Annotated in this window: 15 protein-coding genes, 2 tRNA genes and 3 rRNA genes; 10 read left to right on the top strand and 10 right to left on the bottom strand. The window is 43.4% G+C overall.

Features of this window, described 5'->3' with window-relative positions; all coding sequences use genetic code 11:
- Nucleotides 1–70: 70 nt before the first annotated feature.
- Entirely contained in the window at nt 71–1,531 is a 1,461-nt protein-coding gene (locus ACY652_RS15275; protein WP_462265247.1) for an NADP-dependent isocitrate dehydrogenase, read from the bottom strand.
- Between the two features lie 124 nt (nt 1,532–1,655).
- Between ACY652_RS15275 and ACY652_RS15270 the strand changes: the two genes are divergently transcribed.
- From ACY652_RS15270 to purE, 3 genes are read left to right on the top strand one after another with little or no spacing between them, the layout of a single operon-like run.
- Nucleotides 1,656–2,795: a 5-(carboxyamino)imidazole ribonucleotide synthase gene (locus tag ACY652_RS15270; protein ID WP_462265246.1), complete on the top strand. Its 1,140-nt coding sequence runs from the start codon at nt 1,656–1,658 to the stop codon at nt 2,793–2,795.
- 3 nt (nt 2,796–2,798) lie between these two features.
- Nucleotides 2,799–3,326, top strand: a complete 528-nt coding sequence (locus tag ACY652_RS15265; RefSeq protein WP_462265245.1) for an STM3941 family protein — start codon at nt 2,799–2,801, stop codon at nt 3,324–3,326.
- Between the two features lie 8 nt (nt 3,327–3,334).
- A complete protein-coding gene (gene purE, locus ACY652_RS15260) occupies nt 3,335–3,868 on the top strand; it encodes a 5-(carboxyamino)imidazole ribonucleotide mutase (protein ID WP_462265244.1) in 534 nt (177 codons plus the stop codon).
- Between the two features lie 385 nt (nt 3,869–4,253).
- Here the strand turns inward: purE and ACY652_RS15255 are convergent, their stop codons facing one another.
- On the bottom strand, nt 4,254–5,276 hold the full coding sequence (locus tag ACY652_RS15255) for an aldo/keto reductase (RefSeq protein WP_462265243.1): 1,023 nt from the start codon (nt 5,274–5,276) through the stop codon (nt 4,254–4,256).
- A 112-nt stretch (nt 5,277–5,388) separates the two neighbouring features.
- On the opposite strand from ACY652_RS15255, the gene ACY652_RS15250 reads away from it, so the two are divergent.
- Nucleotides 5,389–5,724 (top strand): hypothetical protein, encoded by a 336-nt coding sequence (locus ACY652_RS15250; RefSeq protein ID WP_462265242.1) that lies wholly within the window; start codon nt 5,389–5,391, stop codon nt 5,722–5,724.
- Nucleotides 5,725–5,746: 22 nt separating this feature from the next.
- On the opposite strand, the gene ACY652_RS15245 is transcribed toward ACY652_RS15250, so the two are convergent.
- Together ACY652_RS15245 and ACY652_RS15240 are read right to left on the bottom strand one after the other, a co-directional pair.
- Nucleotides 5,747–6,727: an acyl-ACP desaturase gene (locus tag ACY652_RS15245; RefSeq protein ID WP_462265241.1), complete on the bottom strand. Its 981-nt coding sequence runs from the start codon at nt 6,725–6,727 to the stop codon at nt 5,747–5,749.
- Nucleotides 6,728–6,777: 50 nt separating this feature from the next.
- The gene (locus ACY652_RS15240) at nt 6,778–7,905 is read right to left on the bottom strand and encodes a glycoside hydrolase family 5 protein (RefSeq protein WP_462265239.1); all 1,128 of its coding nucleotides are present in this window, start codon (nt 7,903–7,905) and stop codon (nt 6,778–6,780) included.
- A 93-nt stretch (nt 7,906–7,998) separates the two neighbouring features.
- On the opposite strand from ACY652_RS15240, the gene ACY652_RS15235 reads away from it, so the two are divergent.
- The 4 genes from ACY652_RS15235 to ACY652_RS15220 all read left to right on the top strand — a co-directional run bounded on the left by ACY652_RS15235 (nt 7,999) and on the right by ACY652_RS15220 (nt 14,996).
- Complete coding sequence (locus ACY652_RS15235; protein ID WP_462265238.1) at nt 7,999–9,357, top strand: sensor histidine kinase; 1,359 nt, start codon at nt 7,999–8,001, stop codon at nt 9,355–9,357.
- Nucleotides 9,358–9,370: 13 nt separating this feature from the next.
- Nucleotides 9,371–11,461, top strand: a complete 2,091-nt coding sequence (locus ACY652_RS15230; protein WP_462265237.1) for a cellulose biosynthesis cyclic di-GMP-binding regulatory protein BcsB — start codon at nt 9,371–9,373, stop codon at nt 11,459–11,461.
- Between the two features lie 86 nt (nt 11,462–11,547).
- A complete protein-coding gene (locus ACY652_RS15225; protein WP_462265236.1) occupies nt 11,548–13,443 on the top strand; it encodes a glycosyltransferase family 2 protein in 1,896 nt (631 codons plus the stop codon).
- Nucleotides 13,440–14,996, top strand: a complete 1,557-nt coding sequence (locus ACY652_RS15220; RefSeq protein ID WP_462265235.1) for a hypothetical protein — start codon at nt 13,440–13,442, stop codon at nt 14,994–14,996. The genes ACY652_RS15225 and ACY652_RS15220 overlap by 4 nt, the downstream gene beginning before the upstream one ends.
- Before the next feature lie 43 nt (nt 14,997–15,039).
- Here ACY652_RS15220 and ACY652_RS15215 read toward each other — a convergent pair whose 3' ends face one another.
- From ACY652_RS15215 to ACY652_RS15190, 6 genes are all read right to left on the bottom strand, one after another.
- Complete coding sequence (locus ACY652_RS15215; protein WP_462268274.1) at nt 15,040–15,174, bottom strand: FAD-binding protein; 135 nt, start codon at nt 15,172–15,174, stop codon at nt 15,040–15,042.
- Between the two features lie 119 nt (nt 15,175–15,293).
- Nucleotides 15,294–15,405 (bottom strand): 5S ribosomal RNA (gene rrf / locus ACY652_RS15210).
- A gap of 249 nt (nt 15,406–15,654) precedes the next feature.
- Nucleotides 15,655–18,546, bottom strand: a 23S ribosomal RNA gene (locus tag ACY652_RS15205).
- Between the two features lie 307 nt (nt 18,547–18,853).
- Nucleotides 18,854–18,927: transfer RNA gene (locus ACY652_RS15200), tRNA-Ala, on the bottom strand.
- A 33-nt stretch (nt 18,928–18,960) separates the two neighbouring features.
- Nucleotides 18,961–19,035: transfer RNA gene (locus tag ACY652_RS15195), tRNA-Ile, on the bottom strand.
- Nucleotides 19,036–19,286: 251 nt separating this feature from the next.
- A 16S ribosomal RNA gene (locus ACY652_RS15190) occupies nt 19,287–20,808 on the bottom strand.
- Together the 16S, 23S and 5S rRNA genes with 2 tRNA genes alongside form the textbook arrangement of a ribosomal RNA operon.
- Nucleotides 20,809–21,645: 837 nt before the next feature.
- Between ACY652_RS15190 and ACY652_RS15185 the strand changes: the two genes are divergently transcribed.
- Nucleotides 21,646–23,034, top strand: coding sequence for a methyltransferase RsmF C-terminal domain-like protein (locus ACY652_RS15185; protein WP_462265234.1), 1,389 nt, complete (start codon nt 21,646–21,648; stop codon nt 23,032–23,034).
- Nucleotides 23,035–23,099: 65 nt separating this feature from the next.
- Nucleotides 23,100–26,516 carry a methylmalonyl-CoA mutase family protein gene (locus tag ACY652_RS15180; RefSeq protein ID WP_462268271.1) on the top strand — a complete coding sequence of 1,139 codons (3,417 nt, stop codon included), beginning with the start codon at nt 23,100–23,102 and terminating at the stop codon, nt 26,514–26,516.
- Nucleotides 26,517–26,520 lie beyond the last annotated feature (4 nt).

The raw sequence follows: 26,520 nt of genomic DNA, 5'->3' as shown, positions 1-26,520 counted from the left end.
ATCAGTAGCGTATTGAAGCAAAAAAGGGGTTAGCTTACAAAGCCACCCCCTTTTTATAAACTATAGGTAATTACTGGCCCTGAGCCAGTGAATAACCGGCCTTACCATCAAAGTTCATCAGGAATTCGATGGAACAAACTTTTACCGCATCTGATAATTCGGCAACAATGCCCAGTATGTCTTTCTGCGAAAGTTTAATGCCTTCCTGCTTCTCAAGGCGAATGCGATATTGGTTTACCAGTTCGGTAAAAACAGAACCGGTAGGCCAAACCTGCGTACCTCGGTTAGAAATCATTACCATTTTAAACTGGTTGTTCAGCTTTGTTTGGGCAAGGCCGGCAAGTTCTGCAGGCTGGCCGGTGTATTCTACAAACACATCTACACCCATTATCTCTTCTTTTACATCAGGGTTGGTAACGGTAAGCTTGTTTTCAGACGGGCGCTGCACCTTGTTACCATGAGCCGCAAAATTAGGCTGAGAAAATACGCCTCCCTCACTTGACTGCTTACCTAAACTTGCAATAACAGAATCTGCAAATTCAGTGGTGTTCAACGATGCGGTACTGCGGTCGCCAAAATCACCAGTGTGTTTGCCTTGTTCCAATGTGTACAACAATGCGTTTTCTATGGTTGCTGCATTAGCAGTGAAGCCCATATAACGCAGCATTGAAATACCTGACAGCAATAATGCAGTGGGATTGGCAATGTTACGGCCGGCAATATCAGGAGCAGTACCATGTACAGCTTCGAAAATAGAAATATTATCGCCAATGTTGGCCGATGGGGCAAAGCCTAAGCCGCCTACTAAACCGGCGCACAGGTCTGATACAATATCGCCTTGCAGGTTTGTAAGTACTATTACCTCGAACATTTCCGGGCGCGATACCAGCTTCATGCACAGATCGTCCACAATTATATCGTACGCCTGCAGATCAGGATATTCTTTAGCTATTTCGTAAAATGTTTCGAGGAATAAGCCGTCGGTCAGCTTCATGATGTTGGCCTTGTGACCGCAGGCTACTTTTTTGTACCCTTTGCGGCGGGCCATTTCAAACGTATAGCGTATTACCTGTGCTGAGCCCGGGCGGGTAATTATACGGCGGGCAACCGCCACATCATTGGTCATCAGGTGCTCAATACCCCCATATGTATCCTCAATATTCTCACGAACAATGGTCATATTTACAGAAACACCGGCTTTAGAAAAAACAGTTTGCACCCCATTGAGCGACCTGAAATCGCGTTGATTAGCATAGGTGTTCCATACCTTACGGGCAGTAACGTTAATGCTTTTAACGCCTTTGCCTTTTGGCGTTTCCATCGGGCCTTTAAACAGCACACCTAAGTTCTCAATGGTTTCCTTGGCCTGCTCTGTCATACCGGTAGAGTGGCCGGCATCAAAGTAAGACTTACCCATCTCTACAAACTCGTAGTCAAGCTCAACTTCGTTAGCCGCAAAGATGCGCAATACGGCATCCATTATTTCGGGGCCTATGCCATCACCCTTAGCTACAGCAATTTTGGTCTTCATTCAAAAAACTGTTTTTATGGTAAACAAAGCGCAAATGTATCTATTTTGAACCGTAATTATAAGGCTGATTTCTAAATAGATTAAGGTGTTTTGAAAGATTTAGCCTAAAATTGCATATCAAACTATGAAACCATTTTACGGCAATTTACGATTGGGAATATTGGGCGGCGGCCAGTTAGGCCGTATGCTGATACAACAGGCCATCAACTATAATGTAACCATCAAAGTGCTTGATCCGGACAAGGATGCGCCCTGCCGGAAACTCTGCGATGAGTTTGTGACCGGCTCGTTAAGCGACTACGAAACAGTGCACAATTTTGGCAAGAAAGTGGATTTGCTTACCATTGAAATTGAAAAGGTAAACGTAGATGCACTGGAACAACTTGAAAAAGAAGGTGTAACTGTATACCCGCAACCCCGCATCATCAGGCTGATACAGGATAAAGGGTTACAGAAACAATTCTTTAAAGAAAACAGCATTCCTACGGCTGATTTTCAAATCATTTTTTCTGCTGAACAACTGAGAAACCCGGCTATTCCCTACCCTTATGTTCAAAAGTTGCGCCGCGATGGCTACGATGGCAAGGGGGTATACAAGGTAGCAGACGAAAGCGACCTTGCCGGTGCTTTTACTGCGCCCAGCCTGATTGAACGCTGGGTTGATTTTGAAAAAGAAATTGCCGTGATTGTGGCCCGTAACGAACGGGGTGAAGTAAGCACCTTCCCTTTAGTGGAGATGGAATTTAATCCTGAAGCCAATTTGGTGGAGTTTTTAATTTCCCCCTCTACCCTACCGTTTAAAGTACAACAGGAAGCCGCTACCATTGCAAAAAAAATCATTGAGGATATGCGTATGGTGGGCCTGCTGGCGGTTGAAATGTTTTTAGACAAGCACGGTCGCATACTGGTTAACGAGCTTGCGCCACGCCCCCACAACAGCGGCCACCAAACCATAGAAGGCAATGTGGTTTCGCAATTTGAACAGCACTTACGGGCCATATTCAACCAGCCGCTGGGCAATACAGCCAGTTTGGCAAATGCAGTTATGATTAACCTTTTAGGCGAAGCTAACCACGAAGGCCCTGCAATTTATCAGGGAATTGAAGAGGTGCTGAAATGCCCGGGCGTTTACATCCATCTTTATGGGAAAGCATTAACCAAGCCATACCGCAAAATGGGACATGTTACCATTGTGAGTGATGATAGGGAACAGGCTGTGGAGCGGGCACGTATGGTGCAGCAAACTTTGAAAGTTGTAAGCTAATTCATGCAGGAAATCAGGTTATATAAATCGCCCTGGAAAGCAATTCGTATCATACTGTTGGCTGCTCCATTTATTGCATTCAGTGCATACAGCATCATTGACCATAAGAATAACATACCAACATACCCTGCCTGGCTTTGCCTGTGCTTTTTTGGCTTGGCTATACCCATCGGGTTATTTCAGCTCTTTGACAAGCGTCCGCAAATCATCATCAATGAAAATGGCATCTTTGACAGGATGGCTTATAAAGACTTTATTAACTGGAAACTGATCAGGGATGCCTATGCGGTTAACGTACATGGCCAAAAGTTCATCTGCCTGGTTATTGATGAAGCAGCTATACCACTGCTTAAAAGCAGTAAAAGGATGATAAAAATATCAAAAGAGTTGGGTTTTCAGGAGATCAACTTATCGTTAGGGCAACTGAAAAGTTTTGATCTGCTTAAATTTATTGATTTCATTAAACAAATGGCCTTAGCTTCGCCTGCTGTACGTGAAACATTATTACAAATAAGATCTAAAGAATTATAAACCACTTTATGCAACCTGTTACCAATTCTATTAAAGTAGGAGTCATTATGGGCAGCCAGTCAGATTTGCCGGTGATGCAGGCCGCTGCTGATGTACTTACCCAGTTAGGCGTAGCTTACGAACTTACGGTAGTGTCAGCGCACCGCACTCCTGAACGTATGTTCAGTTATGCTAAATCAGCTTATGATCGTGGCCTGAAAGTAATTATTGCAGGTGCAGGCGGTGCGGCTCACCTGCCGGGCATGGTAGCTTCGCTTACCCATTTACCGGTAATTGGCGTTCCGGTTAAATCCAGCAACTCCATTGACGGCTGGGATTCGCTACTATCTATTGTACAGATGCCCAATGGCATTCCGGTAGCTACAGTAGCTATTAATGCAGCCCAAAATGCAGGTATTCTGGCAGCACAGATTCTTTCTACTGCCGATGATTATTTAGCACAGCGTCTGATCGATTATAAAGCTCATTTGGCAAAAAAGGTAGAAGATTCGGCCATTGCCATGAGGGAACAAGGCATTACTAATAATTTCGATACTTTTTAGTATGTGCACATGCTTCCATAACATAGTGTTTCTACCGAATTGTATATTATACCCTACAAAATTCAAGATATTTCGATTCATTATAGCATGTACATACATAAATGAGTGCTGAATGAAGCGCAATTGAATATTGGTACGCAGATTGAACACTGTAGAATTATAGCTTATTTATATGACTACTATTTTTATTCACCTGCTGCATATATTCGTAATTGTAATGTTCACGTTGTTTGTTGTGTTCGCATTCTTAGCACTCAACGGTACATTTGATCACTGGACAGACCGGTTAAAACGACCTAAAAAACGTCGTTTGAAAAGCCGGTATCAAATAAAAAAGCCTTATGTACAATAAACATAAGGCTTTTTTTATTTTGGCCCCTAATGACTAATCTCTTTTTTGCACCTGATTGTAATACCCCCCGAAAGAGTTTTTCCTTACCGCTTCCTCTTTGAAAAAATCACCGGGAAACCCTAAGGGTATATCGCTTACTTTATCCAAACGTTGTAAATGCTCATCGCTTAACACCAGTTCAGTGGCTTTTAAGTTTTCTTTAAGCTGCTCAGGTTTTGTTGCACCAACTATCGGGATGCAAGAAAACCCTTGCTGCATCATCCACTTTAAAGCCACATGCCCGGCCAAAGCGCCAACCTCATCGGCTATAGCCATAATTTCGCGGGTAATGCGTTCACTGTTATCATTACGCCGTACACTTTCGGTTTTAATCCTTCCCTGTCCGCCTTTCAGATATTTTCCGGTAAGTACCCCTCCGCCTAATGGTGCCCAGGGGGTTACTGTCATTCCAAAATGGTTTGCCATTGGAATAAGTTCACGTTCCGGTGTCCGCTGTATCAAACTGTACTCTATCTGCAAGCCCACAAACTGGCTCCAGCCCATAAGCTCGGCAAGTGTGTTTCCTTTAGCTACTATCCAAGCCGGTGTATCGCTAATGGCAGCATAGTTCACCTTCCCCTGGCGTATAAGGTCATCCAAGCCACGCAGCACTTCATCAATAGGTGTTATATCATCCCATATATGCAGGTAAAGCACATCAACAAAATCCATCTGCAAGCGCTTCAAGCTTTCTTCAACACTACGCATCATATTCTTACGGTTATTACCGGATGCGTTTACGTTGGTTTCGTTGTCTTTAAGGCCATATTTAGTAGCAACCACAAAATGATCACGGTCATGATTACTTAAATAATTGCCGATTATCTTTTCGCTGGTACCCAGCTTGTAAATATTGGCTGTATCTAAAAAGTTTCCACCGGCCTTTGCATAAGCGTCCATAATAGTAAAGCTGGCGGCTTCATCTGCTCCCCACCCTGCTTCGGTACCAAAGCCCATGGTACCCAGGCACAATTCAGATACTTTTAGGCCGGAACGGCCAAGTAATTTGTAATTCATACAATGATTAATATTTTGATTAAACGCAGGCAAGTATCAGGTGTTTGACAGGTTTCAGGCAAACATTGCAGGCAGGCCGTTTGTAAAGTATACTCATATAACAGATACTAACATGAAAAAGGTAACCACCAAACAGCACCCTGTAAACACGCACCATATCTATGAGTTTTTACAGCATCACCTGAATAAGAATTTTACCAGGCAAAGACAGCAGGATATTGAGTTTTTAATTGAGGAAAAAGACGATAATGCTATTGAAATATCGAAGCCCGGCATGTATGAAGGTTACCTGTTTAGGGTTGAAGGCAGGGGTAACGAGCTGCATGTACATAAAACGGAGCAGTACACCGATGATGTAAACATTTTAACGCTTGAAGATATATTGAATAATTTATTTATGGATTATTCCGGGCCAAAAACCATTACCAATATTAGCGACGAGTCATAAGAAATGAACTCCGGATACACGGTTAACCGTGTATCCAGCTAAATTTGTAATCCAATCCGGGGTTTTTCATGCGGTCAGCCACACGCAACAGCCGGTCGGGTAAGGCCAGTACATAATCTCGGGCTTTTTCTCCGGCCTCATTTAAATCGCCGATTTTTTCAATTTGCCATTCTACAATCAGACTTTTCAAAATCTCCACATAATCAACTGCAGTATAAATTCCCAATCGCTGGGCTGCATCAGTGAAATGCCCGAAAGTTTGGCCAATCTTTAAACCAACCTCGCGCAGGAAGTGGGCCGGCATCACAATTTTCTTGCGCATCATATCTTCAAAGGCCAGCATAGCCTCATTAGCATCTACCTCAAATATCTTTGATATAAATGCCTTATAAGCCTTGGCATGACGGGCTTCATCTGCTGCAATAACACCGCACATTTTTGAAAGCAACGTATCACCCGCCTTTTTAGCGTGTGAAGCCACCCGGCGGTGTGAAACATTAGTTGCCATCTCCTGAAAGGAGGTATAAATAAAATTACGGTAAGGATCGGTACCTGTACCAATATCAAACCCATCAGCAATCAGATACTGGGTTGATACTTCCATAGCACGCATATTTACGCGGCCCGACAGATAAAGGTATTTATTTAACAAATCGCCGTGGCGGTTTTCCTCAGCTGTCCAGTGGCGGGTCCATTTCATCCAGCCGCCATCATAATCGCCGCTTGTACCTTCTACCATAGTTAACCATGACTCATAGGTGGGCAAGGCTTCTTCAGTAATGGTATCTCCAATCAGCACAGCTACCAGATCGTACGATAAACCTTTGGCACTTTCCTGTAACTCTTTAATTTCTGAAAAGAATGAATCTCTTGTCGAGTCGGGAAGTATATCAGAAGGCTGCCAGATCTCATCAATCGGCTTTAGAAACTCCGGCATTTTTTCAAGCATAAATTTTTCTATATGCTTCATTACTTCCTTACGTTTCTCTTCAAAAAATCTCATACAGCTAATTAAAATGACTGTAAAAGTAACGTTTTTTGACGCAATAAGTGTTAATGCTTCTTACTTTTATTGTCATAATCAAGCGCTTCGCGCATACATTCCGGCAGGTTTTCCAAAGAAGGCGTACCATTGAATATAGAAAAATTTGTATTGTAATCCCAAAGCATTCCTGGTATATGAAATTGCTTTAACGTTTGCCTGATTGCTTTTAAGTAACTGCATCGGCTGTTGATATCTGCATACTTATTATATACCCCATACTCAGTACATATTATCGGTACCATGTATTTATTTGCCCATTGTTTAACAATCATCAGCTTATCTTTAACCGATTGCACGTTACCATCTTTGCGATACTGATAGTAGTTAGTTTCGCCCCAGGTGTTTTTTGCAGCCGGGTTAAGTGTCGGAAATTTTTCCTCAGTATATGGAAACGGCACCCCGGTTGTTGCCACCTGGTTGCCCACCCAGGCAGCTCCCTGGTGGGTAAAAAAAAATGGTTCATAAAAGTGAAAGCTGTATATAATGTTCTCATCAGAAAGCCGCACAAAACGGCTGAGCTCATATATACTGTTAAAGTTAGAGGCGCCTATCAACAATGTTCTTTCTTTATCAATAGTGCGGATAGCGTTGGTAATATTATATGCCGCATCCTTCCATACTTGAGGATTCATGTGTGGAGGCTCGTTGTAAATATCAAAAAACAATTCCTTTTCGTACCTGTGTTGATATTTTTGAGCCAAATAGCTCCATACCAGTATAATACGCGGCGTTTCGGTAAGATAGTTTTCATCATCAAGCTTACCATAATGGTAATCAATAACCAGCTTAAAGCCATAGCGCCGGCACTGCTGCCATACCTTGTCAATCTGTTTGGCAATGGTATCTATAGCAATATTCTGATCTTCAAAAAAGCGGAAGGCCACCGGCAACCGTATACTTTTAAATCCCAGTTGTTTCAGTAAGCGGTAGTCACTATCTGAAAGTACAGGTTGATTGAGCGCGTTTGGATTCCAGGTTTGTTCTAGGGCAGAAACACTGATGCCGTTGTCCAGTCCTTTCGCTCTGTTAAAAGCTTCCTGCCGTGTACCAGGCAGGTTTGGAGCGCTTTTTGCAACAGATATATAAAAAATAAACAGTAGATTTATTGCCAGTTGTAAGCCCAGAGATTTAAACATAAACTTTTAACTACTGATTAATCAATATATTACTGCAGCTATCGGTGAATTATTCATAGATAATATGCTTAAACTATAACCTTTTTATAATTGATGCTCATTCAAATCAATAAAGACGAATTAAACAAAGAATTAACTAAAAAAGCATGGTACCAGACTAATATAATTGTTTGGGCCATTGTTTTTTTATACCCCATTTTAAGCATCGCAGATTTTATTTATGCCAATGAAGTTTGGGTGCAATTTCTTATTGTTCGCATTATTACGGTATTATTCATACTTGGGTTATATACATTTTTTCAAAATAAAAAATACGATTACCGTGTGCTGCTGCATCTCACCCTTCTGATGCTGTCGATTACTTCAGCCATACTCTGTAATCTTGTTAATATTACCCACTTAACTGTATACTACCTTATCTACTCAATAGTTATCCTGTTTTTTAATTTGCAGGTATTCTGGGAACCCATCAACTCTATATTTCAGGTACTGATTTCAATTGTACTGCTTACGCTGTTTTTTAACGCGTTAAACCAATATCAATATACCTTAGATATGGTAATCAGTAATGGCGGCCAATACTTCTTTATAGTATCGTTAATCTCCTGCCTTATACCTGGTGCACGTTATAAGGTGATTGAACGCGAAGTACGCTCGCAATTATTGATTGAAAAATCAAATGAGCAACTGAAAACCCAAAATCGTGATATTGCAGAAAAGAATAGTTTAATTGATGTGCAGTATGAAAGGCTACGCAAAATGGATGAACAGAAGAATAGCTTCATCAATATTGCAGGCCATGATTTAAAGAATCTTATCGGTTCCATCATCATGAGCAATAATATGATCAGGGAAGAAGATGCTCGCCTGAGCGCTGATCAGCTTGAATATAGCAATTACATCTCCGAGTCTACCGAAAAGATGCAGTACATGCTCAATAAACTGATGGACGTTAAAGAAATTGAGTCGCCCGAGATAAAATTTAACCTGCAGATGTTTGACATCAATACGGAGGCACGGCAGGTGTTTAAAGGCTTAACCGAAACGGCGCACATGAAGAACATCCACCTGATTGATAACATCCTCAGATTACCCATTAATGTCAGGTTAGACAAAGTGTTTACCGGCCAGGTATTTCAAAATCTTCTTTCCAATACCATTAAGTTCTCTCAAACCAATAACAACATTAAAGTAGTTACCAGCCTGCAACGCCAAAAATTTGTTTTTGAGATTATTGATGAGGGAATAGCCATAGGGCAGGAAGAACTGAACATGATGTTTAATAAGCTTAAGACTTTAAACGATACTTCATCAGGTACCATTACAGAGAGCCGACTTGGATTGGGACTTTCTATCGCAAAGCTAATGACCAAGGAGATGGGAGGCGACCTTACTTACCGCAGCGACGATAACGGTAATTATTTCAGAGTAGAATTTTATGCAATTAATTAATATACGTACTTTAATGAAGAAATTTCTATCATTATCTTTTCTTTTAGCGCTTACTATTGTACAGCTTAAGGCACAGGTAGTTTCCACTTTCAGGTCTTTGGGCCATGATAACGAAACCATAACCGGAATGAGCGGTTCCACCTCCTTCTATTTCAGGCTTGATCCACAAGTGGAATTAAAAGGCAGCAAAATGGTAATTTATTTTCAGCCATCACAAGCCTTACTAAAAGACAAATCCTACATTAATTTACTGGTTGGCGGCCGCCAGATATACAGTGCCCGACTGACTAAGGATTCTATTCAGCGTATCAGCATTAATCTAACTCCTGAGTTTATAGCTGATGACAAGAAATACCTGAAAATTCAGATAAGGACATTACTTACACTTGATGATAACAAATGTAAGGACTTGGACAATCCTGCTATGTGGCTTAAGATATTGGGGTCGTCATATCTATCGTTGATCAAAACCAATAAAAACTTTTTTAACAACGTTAACATCGCTAATAGCTTTGAAACCAAGAATGCTATTGTATTTCCCAGCAATCCTACATTGCTTGATTTAAAAGCTGCAGCCTGGGCATACGCAAAACTTAAGAAAAGCGCAAACAACAACATTAAAGTTTATGAAGCTAATCAGTTACCCGACAGCGTGCATAATTATGTGGTAGTTGGTGAAATAAATAAACTGCCGGCTAATGTAAGGCAGCTGGTAAAGGTAATTCCTCAAAAAAACCAAGGCCTGTTTTACTTGCATAAATCAGTTATCACAGTAACAGACACGGTTACCACACTGGTAAACGTTAAGGATAACCTGATACCGGTAAAATCTGTAGCGCCCCATACTGTACCTAATGAAATTATGGTAGTGACCGGCGGTGATGAGGATGGCATGGAGAAATCAATTTCAGCCTTAGGGAATGCCAACATACTTAATTCTACCTTTGGCGACTACCTGCTCATTAACAAAGCGCAAAACACATTCTTTAAAACTATTGATGAAAACCGCTCTAAACTTACCATACGCCAGGTAGGTGGTGTCACTAATTTTATGTCGGGCATTGGCTCGCTTCGCAGCGTTTATAATTTTAAAAACAGTGATTTCAGTTTTACTCCAAAAGAAGTTGAAATTCATTTCCAAGGAATTTACAGTGGTTTAAATACTACCGGCGACCGTGGTTACTTTAATATTTATCTGAATGGAATGCTGATCAGCAGTGAAAAACTGGATCAGTCAGGTAAGTTGAGCACATCGGTAACAATCAATCGCTACCAGCATCATAAATACAACACGCTGGAAGCAGAATTCAGGTTTTATCCAAGCAGTGGTAATTGCCTGAATGGTTTTACTAATTTCTTTGGTGAAGTAGATGTGGATAAATCATACCTGGAATCAAGAAACCCATTCATTACCAGTGATCTGAGTTTCTATCAATATCCTGAAGCCTTTAATAGTGGCTCTACCCGTGTAGTTGTAAGCAAAAATTACGCTAAGTATGCTGCGGCAGCTATGGGCGAGATTATTTTCGAGTTGAATAATAACATCAATGCAAATAACTTTCCTGAATTTGTTTATTCGGATGACATGAACAACAGGGGAGATTTAAAGAAATATAATATTGTTGCTTTACTCAACCGTACTGACGCATTAATGAACGAATTTCCGGATGCTCCTATCAGATTCAACCAAAATTTCAGATTATATAATAATGATAATAACAAAGTAGTTTATTCGCTATCAGATTCTACCTCTAACGGACTGGCTCAAATATTTTACGGCCGTGGCAATAATGCGGTATTGGTAATTACCGGTACAGGTAAAAACCTTGCAGCCTCTTTCCTTGCAGCCTCACGATCCATTACCGAACAACTTTCAACCCTGGCCAGCAATGTGTGTATTGCCGATGTTGCTAACAATAAATACTTGTTTAATATCAGCAAGTCGAGCGAAAACTTGGAATACACGGATGCTAAAAGTGCACTTTCGCGGTTTTGGGAAAGCTATAATTTATATATACTCTTAGCTATTTTGGTGCTGATTCTACTTTCCTTCTTGTACGTACGCTCAAAAATTCAACGCTCACAGGAGTTTCCTAACGATTAATTTTTTAAACACTACAAGGTAGCTGCGGATCTGGAATGCCTGATTGCTCAGTTACCTTGTTTCATAACCGCTACACTGCCTTTTAAATGATTAACGCAGCTTCTCAAACCATAGATAATGGTACAGCAGATCATATCGAAATTAGCAGTACCGGCCGTATACTGATCGAAAATGGTTTTATTACATCGGCTACCTACCAGAAAATTTCAGATCTTGCTGATGCAAACCATCAGTCTTTTATAAAAACCGCCTTAAATTTTGGGTATATCTCCCGAAAAAACTATGAACGTTCATTAATCCAAGCCGGCTATATCATACAGCCCGCCCGCCAGCAAGAATATGACGAACAAGTAGTAAAGCAAATAGATCTAAATTTTGCCATTGAGCGCCTGGCCTTACCCCTACGCATTGAAAACGGCAAACTGGTAACCTTAATGTCAGACCCGGCCGATGATCTTTATCTTGATTTCATCAGGTTTACATACGATTTGGAGCCGGAGGTTATTATCGCCGATGACCTGGACATCGTTTGGATGAGCCATAAATTATTAGGGGAAAACTATGTGAAACATGCCGTGTATGACCTATTTAACCAGGATCCGGACAATTCTGCAAGAAAGGTTTTCACCCCAAAGCAAAAAATGTTTTTTTTCGTTTTATTTGCTACAACATTTTTTTTCTTAATATATAACTTCAAGATTACAGCCATTGTAATCAACGTATTGCTGAGCATTTTTTTCTTAATATCTATTTCTTTTAAACTGTTTCTTGCACTCGTAGGATCACGTTTTGAATTGTATCAGGCCGTTACGCGTGCTGATCTGAAACGCACAACAGATGATGAGCTGCCGGTATATACAATTCATCTTCCCGTATATAAAGAGGATAAATTAATTAAAAAACTTATCTGGAACTTACAGAGTATCGATTACCCCCGCGAAAAATTAGACATTAAACTTCTCATTGAAGAAGACGACGAGAAAACGCTGAATGCGGTACGAGATTTAGATTTTCCGGCCATATTTGAGGTAATTGTAGTACCCTTTCATATGCCAAAAACAAAACCTAAAGCTTGTAATTACGGTCTTCATTTTTCCAAAGGAAAGTTTTTAACTATATACGATGCAGAAGATATACCCGATACCGATCAGCTAAAAAAGGTAGTTACCCTGTTTAACAAGTTACCCTCCTATTATATTTGTATTCAATGCGCATTGAATTATTTTAACCGCAATGAAAATTTCCTTACACGGATGTTTACGCTTGAATATTCTTACTGGTTTGATTATATGTTGCCGGGTTTAGACACGCTTGATATTCCTATCCCGCTTGGTGGTACCAGCAATCACTTTAAGTTAGATCGCCTGATTGAATTAGGTGGTTGGGATGCCTTTAATGTAACTGAAGATGCCGACTTAGGGGTGCGTGCCTACGCCAAAGGCTACAAGGTAGCCATTGTTAACTCAACCACTTATGAAGAAGCTAATAATGACTTTTCTAACTGGATACGCCAGCGGTCAAGGTGGATAAAAGGCTACATGCAAACTTTTTTAGTGCATATGCGCAGCCCATCAGGCTTGATTAAAAAAATAGGATGGAAAGGTTTTTTAGGATTCAATTTCTTTATTGGCGCTACCCCTGTAATGTTTTTAATCTACCCGCTTTTGCTGGCCATATTTATTTGCTATGTAATATTTGATATTAAAACAATACGAATCTTGTTTCCGGATTGGGTGCTGTTTATGGCCATTTTTAACCTTATGGTGGGTAACATACTTATGATCTACGTAAATATGATGGCCGTATTCAAGAGAAAATATTATGAACTTATTTTGTTTGCCATTGCCAACCCCATATACTGGTTAATGCATTCTATTGCAGCATATAAAGGCTTGTATCAGCTTATTGTAAACCCCTTTTACTGGGAAAAAACAAATCATGGGATCAGTAAGGTGAATAATTCTCCAAACGTTATTAAATGAGAGATAATAAAGGACTTTACCTGCTACTAATCACAGTAGTACTTGCTGCTTATTATATCATTTTGGGTATTTACATGAATAAACTTGGTTATTATAACCAGGAATCATTGTTTTATATTGAAAAATCAAGGGTTATAATCAATGGAGTAGGTAATAAACTGAAGATAATGGGGCTCACTTCCCCGTTAATTCCTTTTTATGGCGCTTTTTTATTTACCTCCATCAATTTTTCGCTTGCGCCGGTTATTGCGTCAGCATTGGGTACTGCTGTGTTGTTTTACATAATGGCAAGCACGTTGGAAAAAAGATTTAATGATAGCTACTATTTGTTGTTACTATCTGTTCTGTTTTTATTTCATCCCGGATTAATTTATACTGCATGTTCAGGAAAGTCTATATACGCTATACTCATCTTCTTTTATCTTTTCTTCTTGAACATATTAAAGTTTTACAACTCCAACACAACATTCCATGTTTCTATAGCCAGCATCTGCTTCGTTTTGCTTGTCTTCAGCGATTATAAATTTATTTGGTTGGCATTGTTTTTCATCCCGCTGATCTTGTCAATAGCAATTCATACACTTAATTTAAGTGAACGCGAATCTATATTCAGGTTGTTTTTAAGTTTTAATAATCCTTCGCTCAGGCGCAAGCTCATCAACAAAACCTTCTCCATATACATGATTATATTCATATTGCCGCTTTCGTCAATAATGATCTATAAGATGCTCAACCTTACACATGCTAATGACTTAAATTACTTTTTAGAAAGCCCCTACGCCACCTGGAGTGTACTTACAGATAAGGTTGAGTATAGTGTGTTCAATCAGCGATCTGTATCTTTCTTATCTGAAGCATCCATTCTTCTTTCTTTCAAAGCACTTATTTATTGTCCCTTAGTTATTTTGGCGCTATACCTTTACCGGCAATACTTGTATCAGGTGTTAACGATAATTACTCCGTTTGGCCTGATTGAATTTTTAAGAGTTAAATATGATAAAAGTTACCTTCCGCATCAGTACTTCATCATTTTTTTAATACTAAGCTTGTTGTGTATCATATACAAAGCAAAGCCTGTAAAAAAGCAATTTGGCTTCAAATTGGTATTTGCCTTCATGATTGTGGTTCAAATTTATACCGGGTATATCTTTTTAAAAAAATCGTCCATACCGGAAGAGCAGAACTTTATGGCGACGTTACTTCATAAAGAACCACTTGTTGCGCAAGATGAAAGCATGGATATTGCCAACTATTTAAACGGTTTGCCCAGCAGTACACAGGTACTGATAGACGACGCAGTTGCTTATCCGATTGTTGCATTTACGAACAATATATCTTCACTTACTATGCCTTATGAAGATACTTATTTAAGCGCCATAGAGTCGCCCGAAAAATATGATGACTACATGCTGATTGCCAATAGAAAAAATAGCACTAATGGCTACACACAATTGAACGAAAGTTACCTTGAAATTTTACGCGCACAAGGACATGGCCTGATGCTGATTAAAGTTTATCAAACCGACAACTGGGCTTTATATCGCATAAGATAATAGGCTACAATTATCCTTTGCTCCTCACTATAACGGATCCCTTTCACTCTCCAATTTGCTGCTTTCCTTCGATAACGAGTGTTTGTAGCCCATGTTGCTGAAGGGTAATGGCGGCGGCGAGGCCATTGGGTCCTGCGCCGATGACCAGGGCCTGGCAGTCTTTAGGTGGAGGTGGCATGAGGGGAATAAGCGCGGGCGGGGGCAAAAGGTTTTGCTTTATCTTCCGCAATTCCATCCTGATACCTACATCAACGCAAAAAGCCCTTTAAGCGAATGTGCTTAAAGGGCTTTGGTAAGGGATGGCGCCGACCTACTCTTCCGCCTGTTACGGCAGTACCATCGGCTCTGGCGGGCTTAACTGCTCTGTTCGGAAAGGGAAGAGGTGGACACCGCCGATATAGGCACCTGAATATTTTAAGTGATTTGAATCAAGAGACAGGATTCAGGAGCCAGGACCTTTACAGGTGTTGACTTTTGAATTTTGGCTTTTGAATTCTCATCAATGACAATTCAGGGAAAGAAGGGATTGAAGGACCAACCGGGCAAGACCGGCAGTGATTATTGTTGCTTTTGTATATTGCTATACTTGTATATTTCTATACTGCTGTGTGCTTTGGGGCAGGCGTTACTGCTAACGGCCTGCCCTTGTTGCGCTTTTACGAAGAAAGCTTCGGGCAATTAGTATGACTTGGCTATGCGGTCACCCGCTTTACACCTGTCACCTATCAACGTAGTCGTCTGCTACGACCCTCAATGGAAGTCTCATCTTGTGGCTAGTTTCGCACTTAGATGCTTTCAGCGCTTATCTATTCCAAGCGTAGCTACCCTGCCGTACACCTGGCGGCATAACAGGTTCACCAGCGGCTTGTCCAACCCGGTCCTCTCGTACTAAGGTCAGCCCCACTCAAACTTCCTGCGCCCACAACAGATAGGGACCGAACTGTCTCGCGACGTTCTGAACCCAGCTCGCGTGCCACTTTAATCGGCGAACAGCCGAACCCTTGGGACCTTCTCCAGCCCCAGGATGTGACGAGCCGACATCGAGGTGCCAAACCTCCCCGTCGATATGAGCTCTTGGGGGAGATCAGCCTGTTATCCCCAGCGTACCTTTTATCCTTTGAGCGATGGCCCTTCCATGCAGAACCACCGGATCACTATATCCGTCTTTCGACCCAGCTCGGCTTGTCTGCCTCACTGTCAAGCAAGCTTATGCTATTGCACTCCCCGTACGGTTACCAAGCGTACTGAGCTTACCTTTGAAAGCCTCCGTTACCTTTTTGGAGGCGACCACCCCAGTCAAACTACCCGCCAAACAATGTTCTCCGCTATGCGGAGTTAGACACCCACTGCAGAAAGGGCGGTATTTCAAGATTGTCTCCACGAGTCCTGGCGAACCCGCTTCACTGACTCCCGCCTATCCTACACATCCTGCAGCCGGCATCAATGTTAAGCTATAGTGAAGGTGCATGGGGTCTTTCCGTCCCGTTGCGGGTAACCGGCGTCTTCACCGATACCACAATTTCACCGAGCTCATGGCTGAGACAGCGCCCAGATCGTTACACCATTCGTGCAGGTCGGAACTTACCCGACAAGGAATTTCGCTACCTTAGGACCGTTATAGTTACGGCCGCCGTTTACTGGGGCTTCGATTCAATGCTTCGCCTTGCGACTAACATCCCCTCTTAACCTTCCAGCACCGGGCAGGTGTCAGGCCTTATACTTCATCTTTCGATTTTGCAAAGCCATGTGTTTTTGTTAAACAGTCGCCTGGGCCTTTTCACTGCGGCTGGTATTGCTACCAGCGCCCCTTCTCCCGAAGTTACAGGGCCATTTTGCCGAGTTCCTTAGCCATGAATCACTCGAGCACCTTAGGATTCTCTCCTCGACTACCTGTGTCGGTTTCCGGTACGGGTTTTTTACGCCTGAAGCTTAGCAGGTTTTCTTGGAAGCCTGATTACCCTCATTATCCACTCGCCCGAAGGTCTGCGGTACTATCAGCTTTCAGCAAAGACGGGGTACTTAACTCCCATCCCTATACCTACGGCCTTTAACGAACTATTCCGTCAGTTCGCAGAGGTGTCACTACTCCGTCACTGCATCGCAGCGTAAAAAAGTGCAGGAATATTAACCTGCTGTCCATCGGAATCGCCCTTCGGCTTATCCTTAGGCCCCGACTAACCCTGATCCGATTAGCGTTGATCAGGAAACCTTAGTCTTTCGGTGGGCGGGTTTCTCTCCCGCCTTATCGTTACTTATGCCTACATTTGCTTTTCTATCCCCTCCACCAGGGCTTGCCGCCTCTGGCTTCTCCGCAGATAGAATGCTCCCCTACCAGTATAACCCTAAGGTTATAATCCATAGCTTCGGTATACCATTTAATGCCCGTTTATTATCCATGCCCGGCCGCTCGACTAGTGAGCTGTTACGCACTCTTTAAATGAATGGCTGCTTCCAAGCCAACATCCTAGCTGTCTGTGCAGCCGGACCTCGTTAGTTCAACTTAATGGTAATTTGGGGACCTTAGCTGATGGTCTGGGTTCTTTCCCTCTCGGCCCTGGACCTTAGCACCCAGAGCCTCACTGCAGCGAAACATTACTTAGCATTCGGAGTTTATCTGGATTTGGTAGGATTTGACTCCCCCGCACCCAATTGGTAGCTCTACCTCTAAGTAACTTTATGCGCCACGCTGTTCCTAAAAACATTTCGGGGAGTACGAGCTATTTCCCAGTTTGATTAGCCTTTCACCCCTACCCACAATTCATCCGGAAGCTTTTCAACGCTTATCGGTTCGGTCCTCCAGTACCTGTTACGGCACCTTCAACCTGACCATGGGTAGATCACAAGGTTTCGCGTCTACCTCCTCTGACTGCACGCCCTGTTCAGACTCGCTTTCGCTTCGGCTTCGGGGCTTAACCCCTTAACCTTGCCAGAGAAGAGTAACTCGTAGGCTCATTATGCAAAAGGCACGCCGTCACGCAACTTGTACGCTCCGACCGCTTGTAAGCACACGGTTTCAGGTTCTATTTCACTCCCCTGCTCGGGGTTCTTTTCACCTTTCCCTCACGGTACTGGTTCACTATCGGTCTTCCAGGAGTATTTAGCCTTACCGGATGGTGCCGGCAAATTCCCACAAGGCGTCTCCGACCTCGCGGTACTCAGGATACTACTAAGCCCATCTCTCATTACCCGTACGCAGCTCTCATGCTCTATGGCGGGCCTTCCCATGCCCTTCCGGTTCTTCAGATGATACCACATTGTAGTCCTATAACCCCGGCAGTGCCGTAACACTGCCGGTTTGGGCTGTTTCCCTTTCGCTCGCCACTACTCAGGAAATCACTGTTGTTTTCTTCTCCTCCGCCTACTTAGATGTTTCAGTTCAGCGGGTTTGCGCATTATCATGCGATCTACCTTCAGTAGATCAGGTTTCCCCATTCGGAAATCTGCGGATCAACTCTTATGTGCAAATCCCCGCAGCTTATCGCAGCTTATCACGTCCTTCATCGCCTCTGGAAGCCAAGGCATCCTCCGTGTGCCCTTTCTTACTTTCTTCTACACCGCCAGCTTTTGCTCCGGCGGGTATGCTTTTATCCAGGAGGCCGCTTTAGTTCGTTCGTTCATTGGTCATTCGTTCATCAGTTATTATCCTTGCAGATGCCAACTACGCACTATTCACAACTCACTATTCCCTAAGCCAACCGTCCCTATCACTGTTGTCTTACTCAGTTTGTCTTCAATTACTTCTTTCCATGATGTCAAAGAACGTTTTGCGATGGTTCACTGGTGCAGTAGTTTATTTGTTTATTGGTCTTATCCCAATGAACAAATGAACACTTGTTACTAATGAACGCTTCGCAGCGTGGAGAATAACGGATTCGAACCGTTGACCCCCTGCGTGCAAGGCAGGTGCTCTAGCCAGCTGAGCTAATTCCCCTCTCGTAAAGTGCTGCTTGTTAGCCTTCAGTAGTAGTCCCGAGCAGATTTGAACTGCTGACCCCTACATTATCAGTGTAGTGCTCTAACCAAACTGAGCTACGGGACTCTATAGTTTTGAATTAGGCACCCTGCTTGCTCTAGCTTTCCGCTTTACTTAGGGTTTCCTCTTTACTTTTTTCGTTCGTTCTGTAATAATAAAGAAAGGAAAAGATCATGCCGGTAAGCTTAAGCTCAGGCAGTTATAGCTCAACAGGCAAATGGTGCAAAACCCGCATCTCACCAGTTTAGATGGATTGGACATTAACAGTCAATGCTTCCGGAGCGCAGGATCAGCACTGGGCTGATGGCTTGCTCTAGAAAGGAGGTATTCCAGCCGCACCTTCCGGTACGGCTACCTTGTTACGACTTAGCCCCAGTTACCGGTTTTACCCTAGGACGCTCCTTGCGGTTGCATACTTCAGGTACCCCCAGCTTCCATGGCTTGACGGGCGGTGTGTACAAGGCCCGGGAACGTATTCACCGCGTCATTGCTGATACGCGATTACTAGCGAATCCAACTTCACGGGGTCGAGTTGCAGACCCCGATCCGAACTGTGAAGGGCTTTACGAGATTGGCATCCTGTTGCCAGGTAGCTGCCCGCTGTACCCTCCATTGTAGCACGTGTGTAGCCCCGGACGTAAGGGCCATGATGACTTGACGTCGTCCCCTCCTTCCTCTCTGTTTGCACAGGCAGTCTGAATAGAGTCCCCACCTTTACGTGCTGGCAACTATTCACAGGGGTTGCGCTCGTTGCGGGACTTAACCCAACACCTCACGGCACGAGCTGACGACAGCCATGCAGCACCTAGTTTCGCGTCCCCGAAGGGACTGGGACGTCTCTGCCCCATTCGCTAACTTTCAAGCCCGGGTAAGGTTCCTCGCGTATCATCGAATTAAACCACATGCTCCTCCGCTTGTGCGGGCCCCCGTCAATTCCTTTGAGTTTCACCCTTGCGGGCGTACTCCCCAGGTGGAACACTTAACGCTTTCGCTTAGACGCTGACCGTATATCGCCAACATCGAGTGTTCATCGTTTAGGGCGTGGACTACCAGGGTATCTAATCCTGTTTGATCCCCACGCTTTCGTGCCTCAGCGTCAATCGCACTTTAGTGAGCTGCCTTCGCAATCGGTGTTCTGTGACATCTCTATGCATTTCACCGCTACTTGTCACATTCCGCCCACTTCAGCTGCATTCAAGCCCGTCAGTATCAAAGGCACTTCGGCAGTTGAGCTGCCGGCTTTCACCCCTGACTTAACAGGCCGCCTACGCACCCTTTAAACCCAATAAATCCGGATAACGCTTGGATCCTCCGTATTACCGCGGCTGCTGGCACGGAGTTAGCCGATCCTTATTCTCGCCGTACATTCAGCCCTCTACTCGTAAAGGGGTTTATTCCGGCGCAAAAGCAGTTTACAACCCGTAGGGCCGTCTTCCTGCACGCGGCATGGCTGGTTCAGGCTTGCGCCCATTGACCAATATTCCTTACTGCTGCCTCCCGTAGGAGTCTGGTCCGTGTCTCAGTACCAGTGTGGGGGGCCATCCTCTCAGATCCCCTAGACATCGTCGCCTTGGTGGGCCGTTACCCCGCCAACTAGCTAATGTCCCGCATGCCCATCTTCATCCTATAAATATTTGATCATAAAATAATGCTATTCCATGATGTTATGCGGTGTTAATCTCTCTTTCGAGAGGCTATCCCCCTGATGAAGGTAGGTTACATACGTGTTACGCACCCGTGCGCCACTCTCATGGAACCGAAGTCCCAATCCCGTCCGACTTGCATGTATTAGGCCTGCCGCTAGCGTTCATCCTGAGCCAGGATCAAACTCTCCATTGTAAAATTACTTGGTTTGTCTGATTGCTCTGACCCTATTACTCAAAATAGAATCTTTAAACTAATCAATAAATAACTATCGCTTTTATTGCCTCAGCCCTCTCCAATCCTACCCCTCCGGAATTGACTCTCTTATCTTTCTTCCTTCTCTCTACTGGGATGCTTGCCTTGCTTGCTTGTCTTCTATGCTACTCTCAGCTCCAGCCTTCCTGCAGATGGTTGCCCACCCCGCATTCCGGCCCTCGCCTTCCTTCGCATGATCTTCTCTTCCTTTAAAAGAACTTCCTCGCCTCCCCCTCACGGTTCAGCTCCTATATACCTTTCACTCTGCGTGACCGATCATTTCGTTTTTAAATATCCAGTCGCTGAATATCCTTTTCGCTACTTCCGCTTTTAACTTTTTGCTTCAGCGTTTTTGCGAGTGCAAAGGTAGGAAAAGCTTTCGAATAAACAATAAAATTTAAATTTATTTTTATTCTATTCAGATGCAAAAGCAGCGTATTCGCTGCCTTAAAGCAGTTTTAGTCAATCCACTCCCTGCTCATCTGCGCTATCCAACTTTCAATGTACTTACCTTTTTGAAGGCCTGCAAAGGTACATTTATTTACCTATTACACCCAAGTACTTTTTTAAAGTTTTTTCACCTGTAGCTATCAATGAACGGCCTGCTATTTCTCGAAGGCGGGCTACAAAGATAATTTACTTATTGCCATGTTGCAAATATTTGCTTCATGTTAAGGTTAAGTATTTACAAAAGCACTCATATAGTGTATTATAACTTATTTTTGTTGGATATAGGGCTTCGCAGTAAAACGGTATATTGGCTACATTTGCATCTTTATGGCTAAAATATCACTTCCTGAAAAATTTCTTGATGCTATTGTACAAGCCCCTGGTTTCGCCAGGCAGCAATTTATTGATGTGCACACAGAGGCTGAGGTTATCACTTCAATACGTAACAATCCGTATAAACACACAGTAATAAATGGAAACATTAGCCAGGTGCCGTGGTGTAAAGAAGGCTTTTATTTAGAAAACAGGCCGTCGTTTACATTTGACCCGTTATTTCATGCCGGGTGTTATTATGCGCAGGAAGCATCATCTATGTTTGTTGCACACATATATAACCATATTAAACCCCATTTAACTGAACAGGCAGCTGTGCTTGATCTTTGCGCAGCGCCCGGTGGTAAGAGCACATTACTGGCTTCAGCTATGCGGCCTGAGGATTTATTAGTAGCCAATGAAATTATAAAAACACGTGTACCGGTATTATCAGACAATTTAACACGCTGGGGCATCAGCAATTGTATAGTTACCAATAATGACCCCAAGGATTTTAAACGCTTACCCGGTTTTTTTGATGTGATGCTGATAGATGCGCCTTGTTCGGGTTCGGGCATGTTCAGGAAAGACCCGGATGCAATTCAAGAATGGTCGGAAGCTAACGTTAACCTGTGCCAGCAGCGGCAGGAACGCATATTGGCCGACGCATATCCGGCGTTAAAACAGGATGGTTATCTTATTTACTCTACATGTTCTTACTCGGTACAGGAAAATGAACAGGTATTAGATTGGTTATGTACAGGATTTGAATTTGAAAGTGTTCGTATACCCATTGAAATTTCGTGGGGAATTGTTGAAACCGCTTCTGCTACACACAAGGCTTGGGGATATCGCTTTTATCCCGGACAAATACAAGGCGAAGGGCTATTTATTGCCTGCCTGAAAAAGACCGGAAGCAGCACTGAAGTAAAGCTGCAGAGAAGCGGAAAGCTACAAAAACTGCCGGTTAAAGAAATTGAACCTTTAAAGACTTACTTAAAAGATGCTAACAACTATTATTTTTTCAAAATAAACGAAGACTGGCTGGCCATACCGCAACAACACAAAGAGAAACTTCAATTACTGCAGCAAAACCTGTACCTTAAAAAATCGGGTATAAGATTAGGCAGACTTGCCGGAAGCGAATTAATTCCGGATCATGAACTGGCTTTAAGTATTGATTTAGATAAGAATGCTTTTGCAATAACTGAACTTGACTATGATCAGGCGATAGCATACCTGCGTAAGGATAACATCAGCAACTTAAATTCTGAAACAAAAGGCTGGAGTTTAATGAACTATAAAAATCAGGCTATGGGCTGGGCCAAACTATTGCCCAACCGCATTAATAATTATTACCCAAAAGAGTTAAGAATACTGGCCGTTAACCGCCCGCCGCTTTAAGCAGATCATCTTCCTGTTATAGCTTATTTTTTGGTTAGTTTTGCCTTACCAATTGTAACACTATGATGGAAACTATTGCCCCCTACCAGGCGAAACATAAAATCCGCTTTGTAACTGCTACCTCTTTGTTTGACGGGCACGATGCCACCATAAATATTATGCGGCGTATCCTGCAATCGTCAGGTGCTGAGGTTATTCACTTAGGGCACAACCGGTCAGTAGATGAAGTGGTGAACTGTGCCATACAAGAAGATGTGCAGGGTATTGCGCTTACTTCTTATCAGGGCGGCCATCTGGAATATTTTCAATATATGTTTGACTTGCTGCATGAGCGCGGGGCCGGTCATATTAAAATATTCGGCGGCGGCGGCGGTGTTATATTGCCGAACGAGATTGAAGAGTTGCATCAATATGGTATTGCGCGCATCTTTTCGCCTGATGACGGACGGCGGATGGGATTGCAAGGCATGATTAATGACATGCTGCAGCAATGCGATTTTGCTACCAAAACACAACTAAACGGGCAATTAAAGCACTTGCCTGAGAAAAGTATCAGTGCGATAGCAACTGCAATTACCATTGCGGAAAATTATCCGCAGGAGGCTATACAGATGAATGCAAGCATACAACAGGTTACCGATACTATTACTACTATACCGGTGCTGGGCATTACAGGTACCGGTGGTTCGGGAAAATCATCTTTAGTGGATGAACTGGTAAGGCGTTTTTTGGTGGAAACAGATAAAACGATGGCCATAATATCGGTTGACCCTTCCAAGCGCAAAACAGGCGGCGCTTTACTTGGCGACCGTATCCGCATGAACGCCATCAATAATCCGCGTATATATATGCGTTCACTGGCTACCCGTCAGGCTAATCTGGCCCTGTCAGGCCATGTGCAGGAATCTATTAACATCTGTAAAGCCGCCGGATTTGATCTTATTATCGTAGAAACTTCGGGCATCGGCCAGTCAGATACGATGATTACTGATTACTGCGATGTATCGCTCTATGTAATGACGCCGGAATTTGGTGCAGCTACACAGCTCGAAAAGATTGACATGCTGGATTTTGCCGATTTGGTGGCTTTAAACAAGTTTGACAAACGGGGAGCGTTAGATGCCATACGCGATGTGCGTAAGCAATACAAGCGAAACCATCAGTTATGGGACGCTAAGAATGAAGATTTGCCTGTATTTGGCACCATGGCTGCGCAATTTAATGATCCGGGCATGAATAATCTGTTTGTGGCGCTGATGCAAACCATTAAGGTTAAAACCGGTATTGATTTCCGGACCAGCGGAAAAATAACCGGCGAACAATCTGAAAAAATTTACATTATTCCGCCCGACCGTATACGTTACCTGGCTGAAATAACTGAAAGCAGTAAGGCGTATGACGAATGGGTAAACGAGCAATGCAAGATTGCACAGCAGCTATTCCAGCTTAAAGGAGTAATAGAGCTATCTGGCAATCCATCTCTTTCAAATCATAAACAAACCGAAAAGTTGGCGCCGGCTGCCGAAGGCTTACATGAAGTTTACACCTGGTTAGAAGAACACCTGCACCCCGAATGCAAACGGATGCTGCGTGACTGGCCGGCTACCCTTGAAAAATATAAGGCCGACAACTTTATTTACAAAGTACGCGATAAAGAGATTAAGCAACCTTTATTCACTACTTCATTATCACAACTGCGCATACCTAAGATTTCATTACCTAAATATGAGGCCTGGGGCGATGTATTGCGCTGGTTGTTAACCGAAAACGTGCCTGGCGAATTTCCTTACGCAGCCGGTGTGTTCCCGTTGAAGCGCGAAGGTGAAGACCCCACCCGTATGTTTGCCGGCGAGGGAGGCCCCGAGCGTACCAACAAACGCTTCCACTATGTATCGCTCGACCAGCCGGCGCACCGCTTGTCAACTGCGTTTGACTCGGTAACCTTGTATGGTGAAGACCCGCATACACGCCCTGATATTTACGGCAAAATAGGTAATTCCGGGGTGAGCATAGCAACGCTTGATGATGCCAAAAAGCTGTATTCAGGTTTTGATTTGTGCAAAGCATCTACGTCGGTATCTATGACCATTAACGGCCCTGCCCCTATGCTGTTAGGCTTTTTTATAAATGCTGCCATTGACCAGCAGTGCGAAAAGTACATTATTGAGCACGGGCTGCAACCGGCAGTAGAAGCTAAATACAAGGAATTATATGATGATAACCTTTTGAAGCGGCCAACCTATGCGGCCAGCACTGAGGGGTTGCAGGAGCTGCCTAAAGGCAATAACGGACTCGGCTTAATGTTACTTGGCTTAACCGGTGACCAAGTACTGCCTGACGACGTTTACCAGCAAATAAAATCTTACGCCATTGCCACTGTACGCGGTACCGTTCAGGCGGATATTTTAAAGGAAGATCAGGCGCAAAACACCTGTATCTTTTCTACAGAGTTTGCCTTGCGGATGATGGGCGATATACAGCAGTATTTTATTGAACAGAAAGTACGCAACTTTTACTCCGTATCTATTTCAGGCTATCACATTGCCGAAGCTGGCGCCAATCCGGTTACACAGCTGGCCTTTACCCTGGCAAACGGTTTCACTTATGTAGAGTATTACCTGAGCCGGGGCATGCACATTGACGACTTCGCCCCTAATCTGTCGTTCTTTTTCTCTAATGGTATTGATCCTGAATATTCGGTGATAGGGCGCGTAGCCCGGCGCATTTGGGCCAAAGCCATTAAAAACAAATATAGGGGTAATGACCGCTCGCAAAAGCTGAAGTACCACATTCAAACCAGCGGCCGCTCCTTACACGCGCAAGAGATTGACTTTAACGATATACGTACTACCCTGCAGGCATTATATGCCATATATGATAATTGTAACTCGTTGCACACCAATGCCTATGATGAAGCAATTACTACCCCTACAGAGGAATCGGTAAGGCGGGCTATGGCTATACAATTAATTATTAACCGGGAATTGGGTTTGGCTAAAAATGAGAACCCGATACAGGGTGCGTTCATTATTGAGGAGCTGACCGACCTTGTGGAAGAAGCCGTACTGGAAGAATTTAAGCGTATTAATGACCGGGGCGGCGTATTGGGCGCTATGGAAACCATGTACCAGCGGAGTAAGATACAGGAAGAATCACTGTACTATGAAACGCTGAAGCATACCGGTGAATTTCCGATTATCGGCGTGAACACCTTTTTGAATAAAAAAGGTTCGCCTACCATAGTGCCTGCAGAGGTAATACGGGCCACAGAAGATGAAAAGCAGCAGCAGATAGCTAATTTACAAACGTTTAAAAACCGCAATGCACACAAATCGCAGCAGTTATTAGCTGAATTGCAGCAACAAGCCATTGCGGGTAAAAATACCTTTAAAAGTTTAATGGAAGCCTGCAAATACTGTTCACTGGGGCAAATCTCGCACGCGCTATACGAAGTAGGTGGGCAATACCGGCGCAATATGTAATTTG

Origin of the sequence: Mucilaginibacter sp. (assembly GCF_965200995.1) — a bacterium.
In the GTDB taxonomy this organism is placed as follows: Bacteria; Bacteroidota; Bacteroidia; order Sphingobacteriales; family Sphingobacteriaceae; genus Mucilaginibacter.
This window is presented reverse-complemented; position numbering and strand designations above follow the sequence as displayed.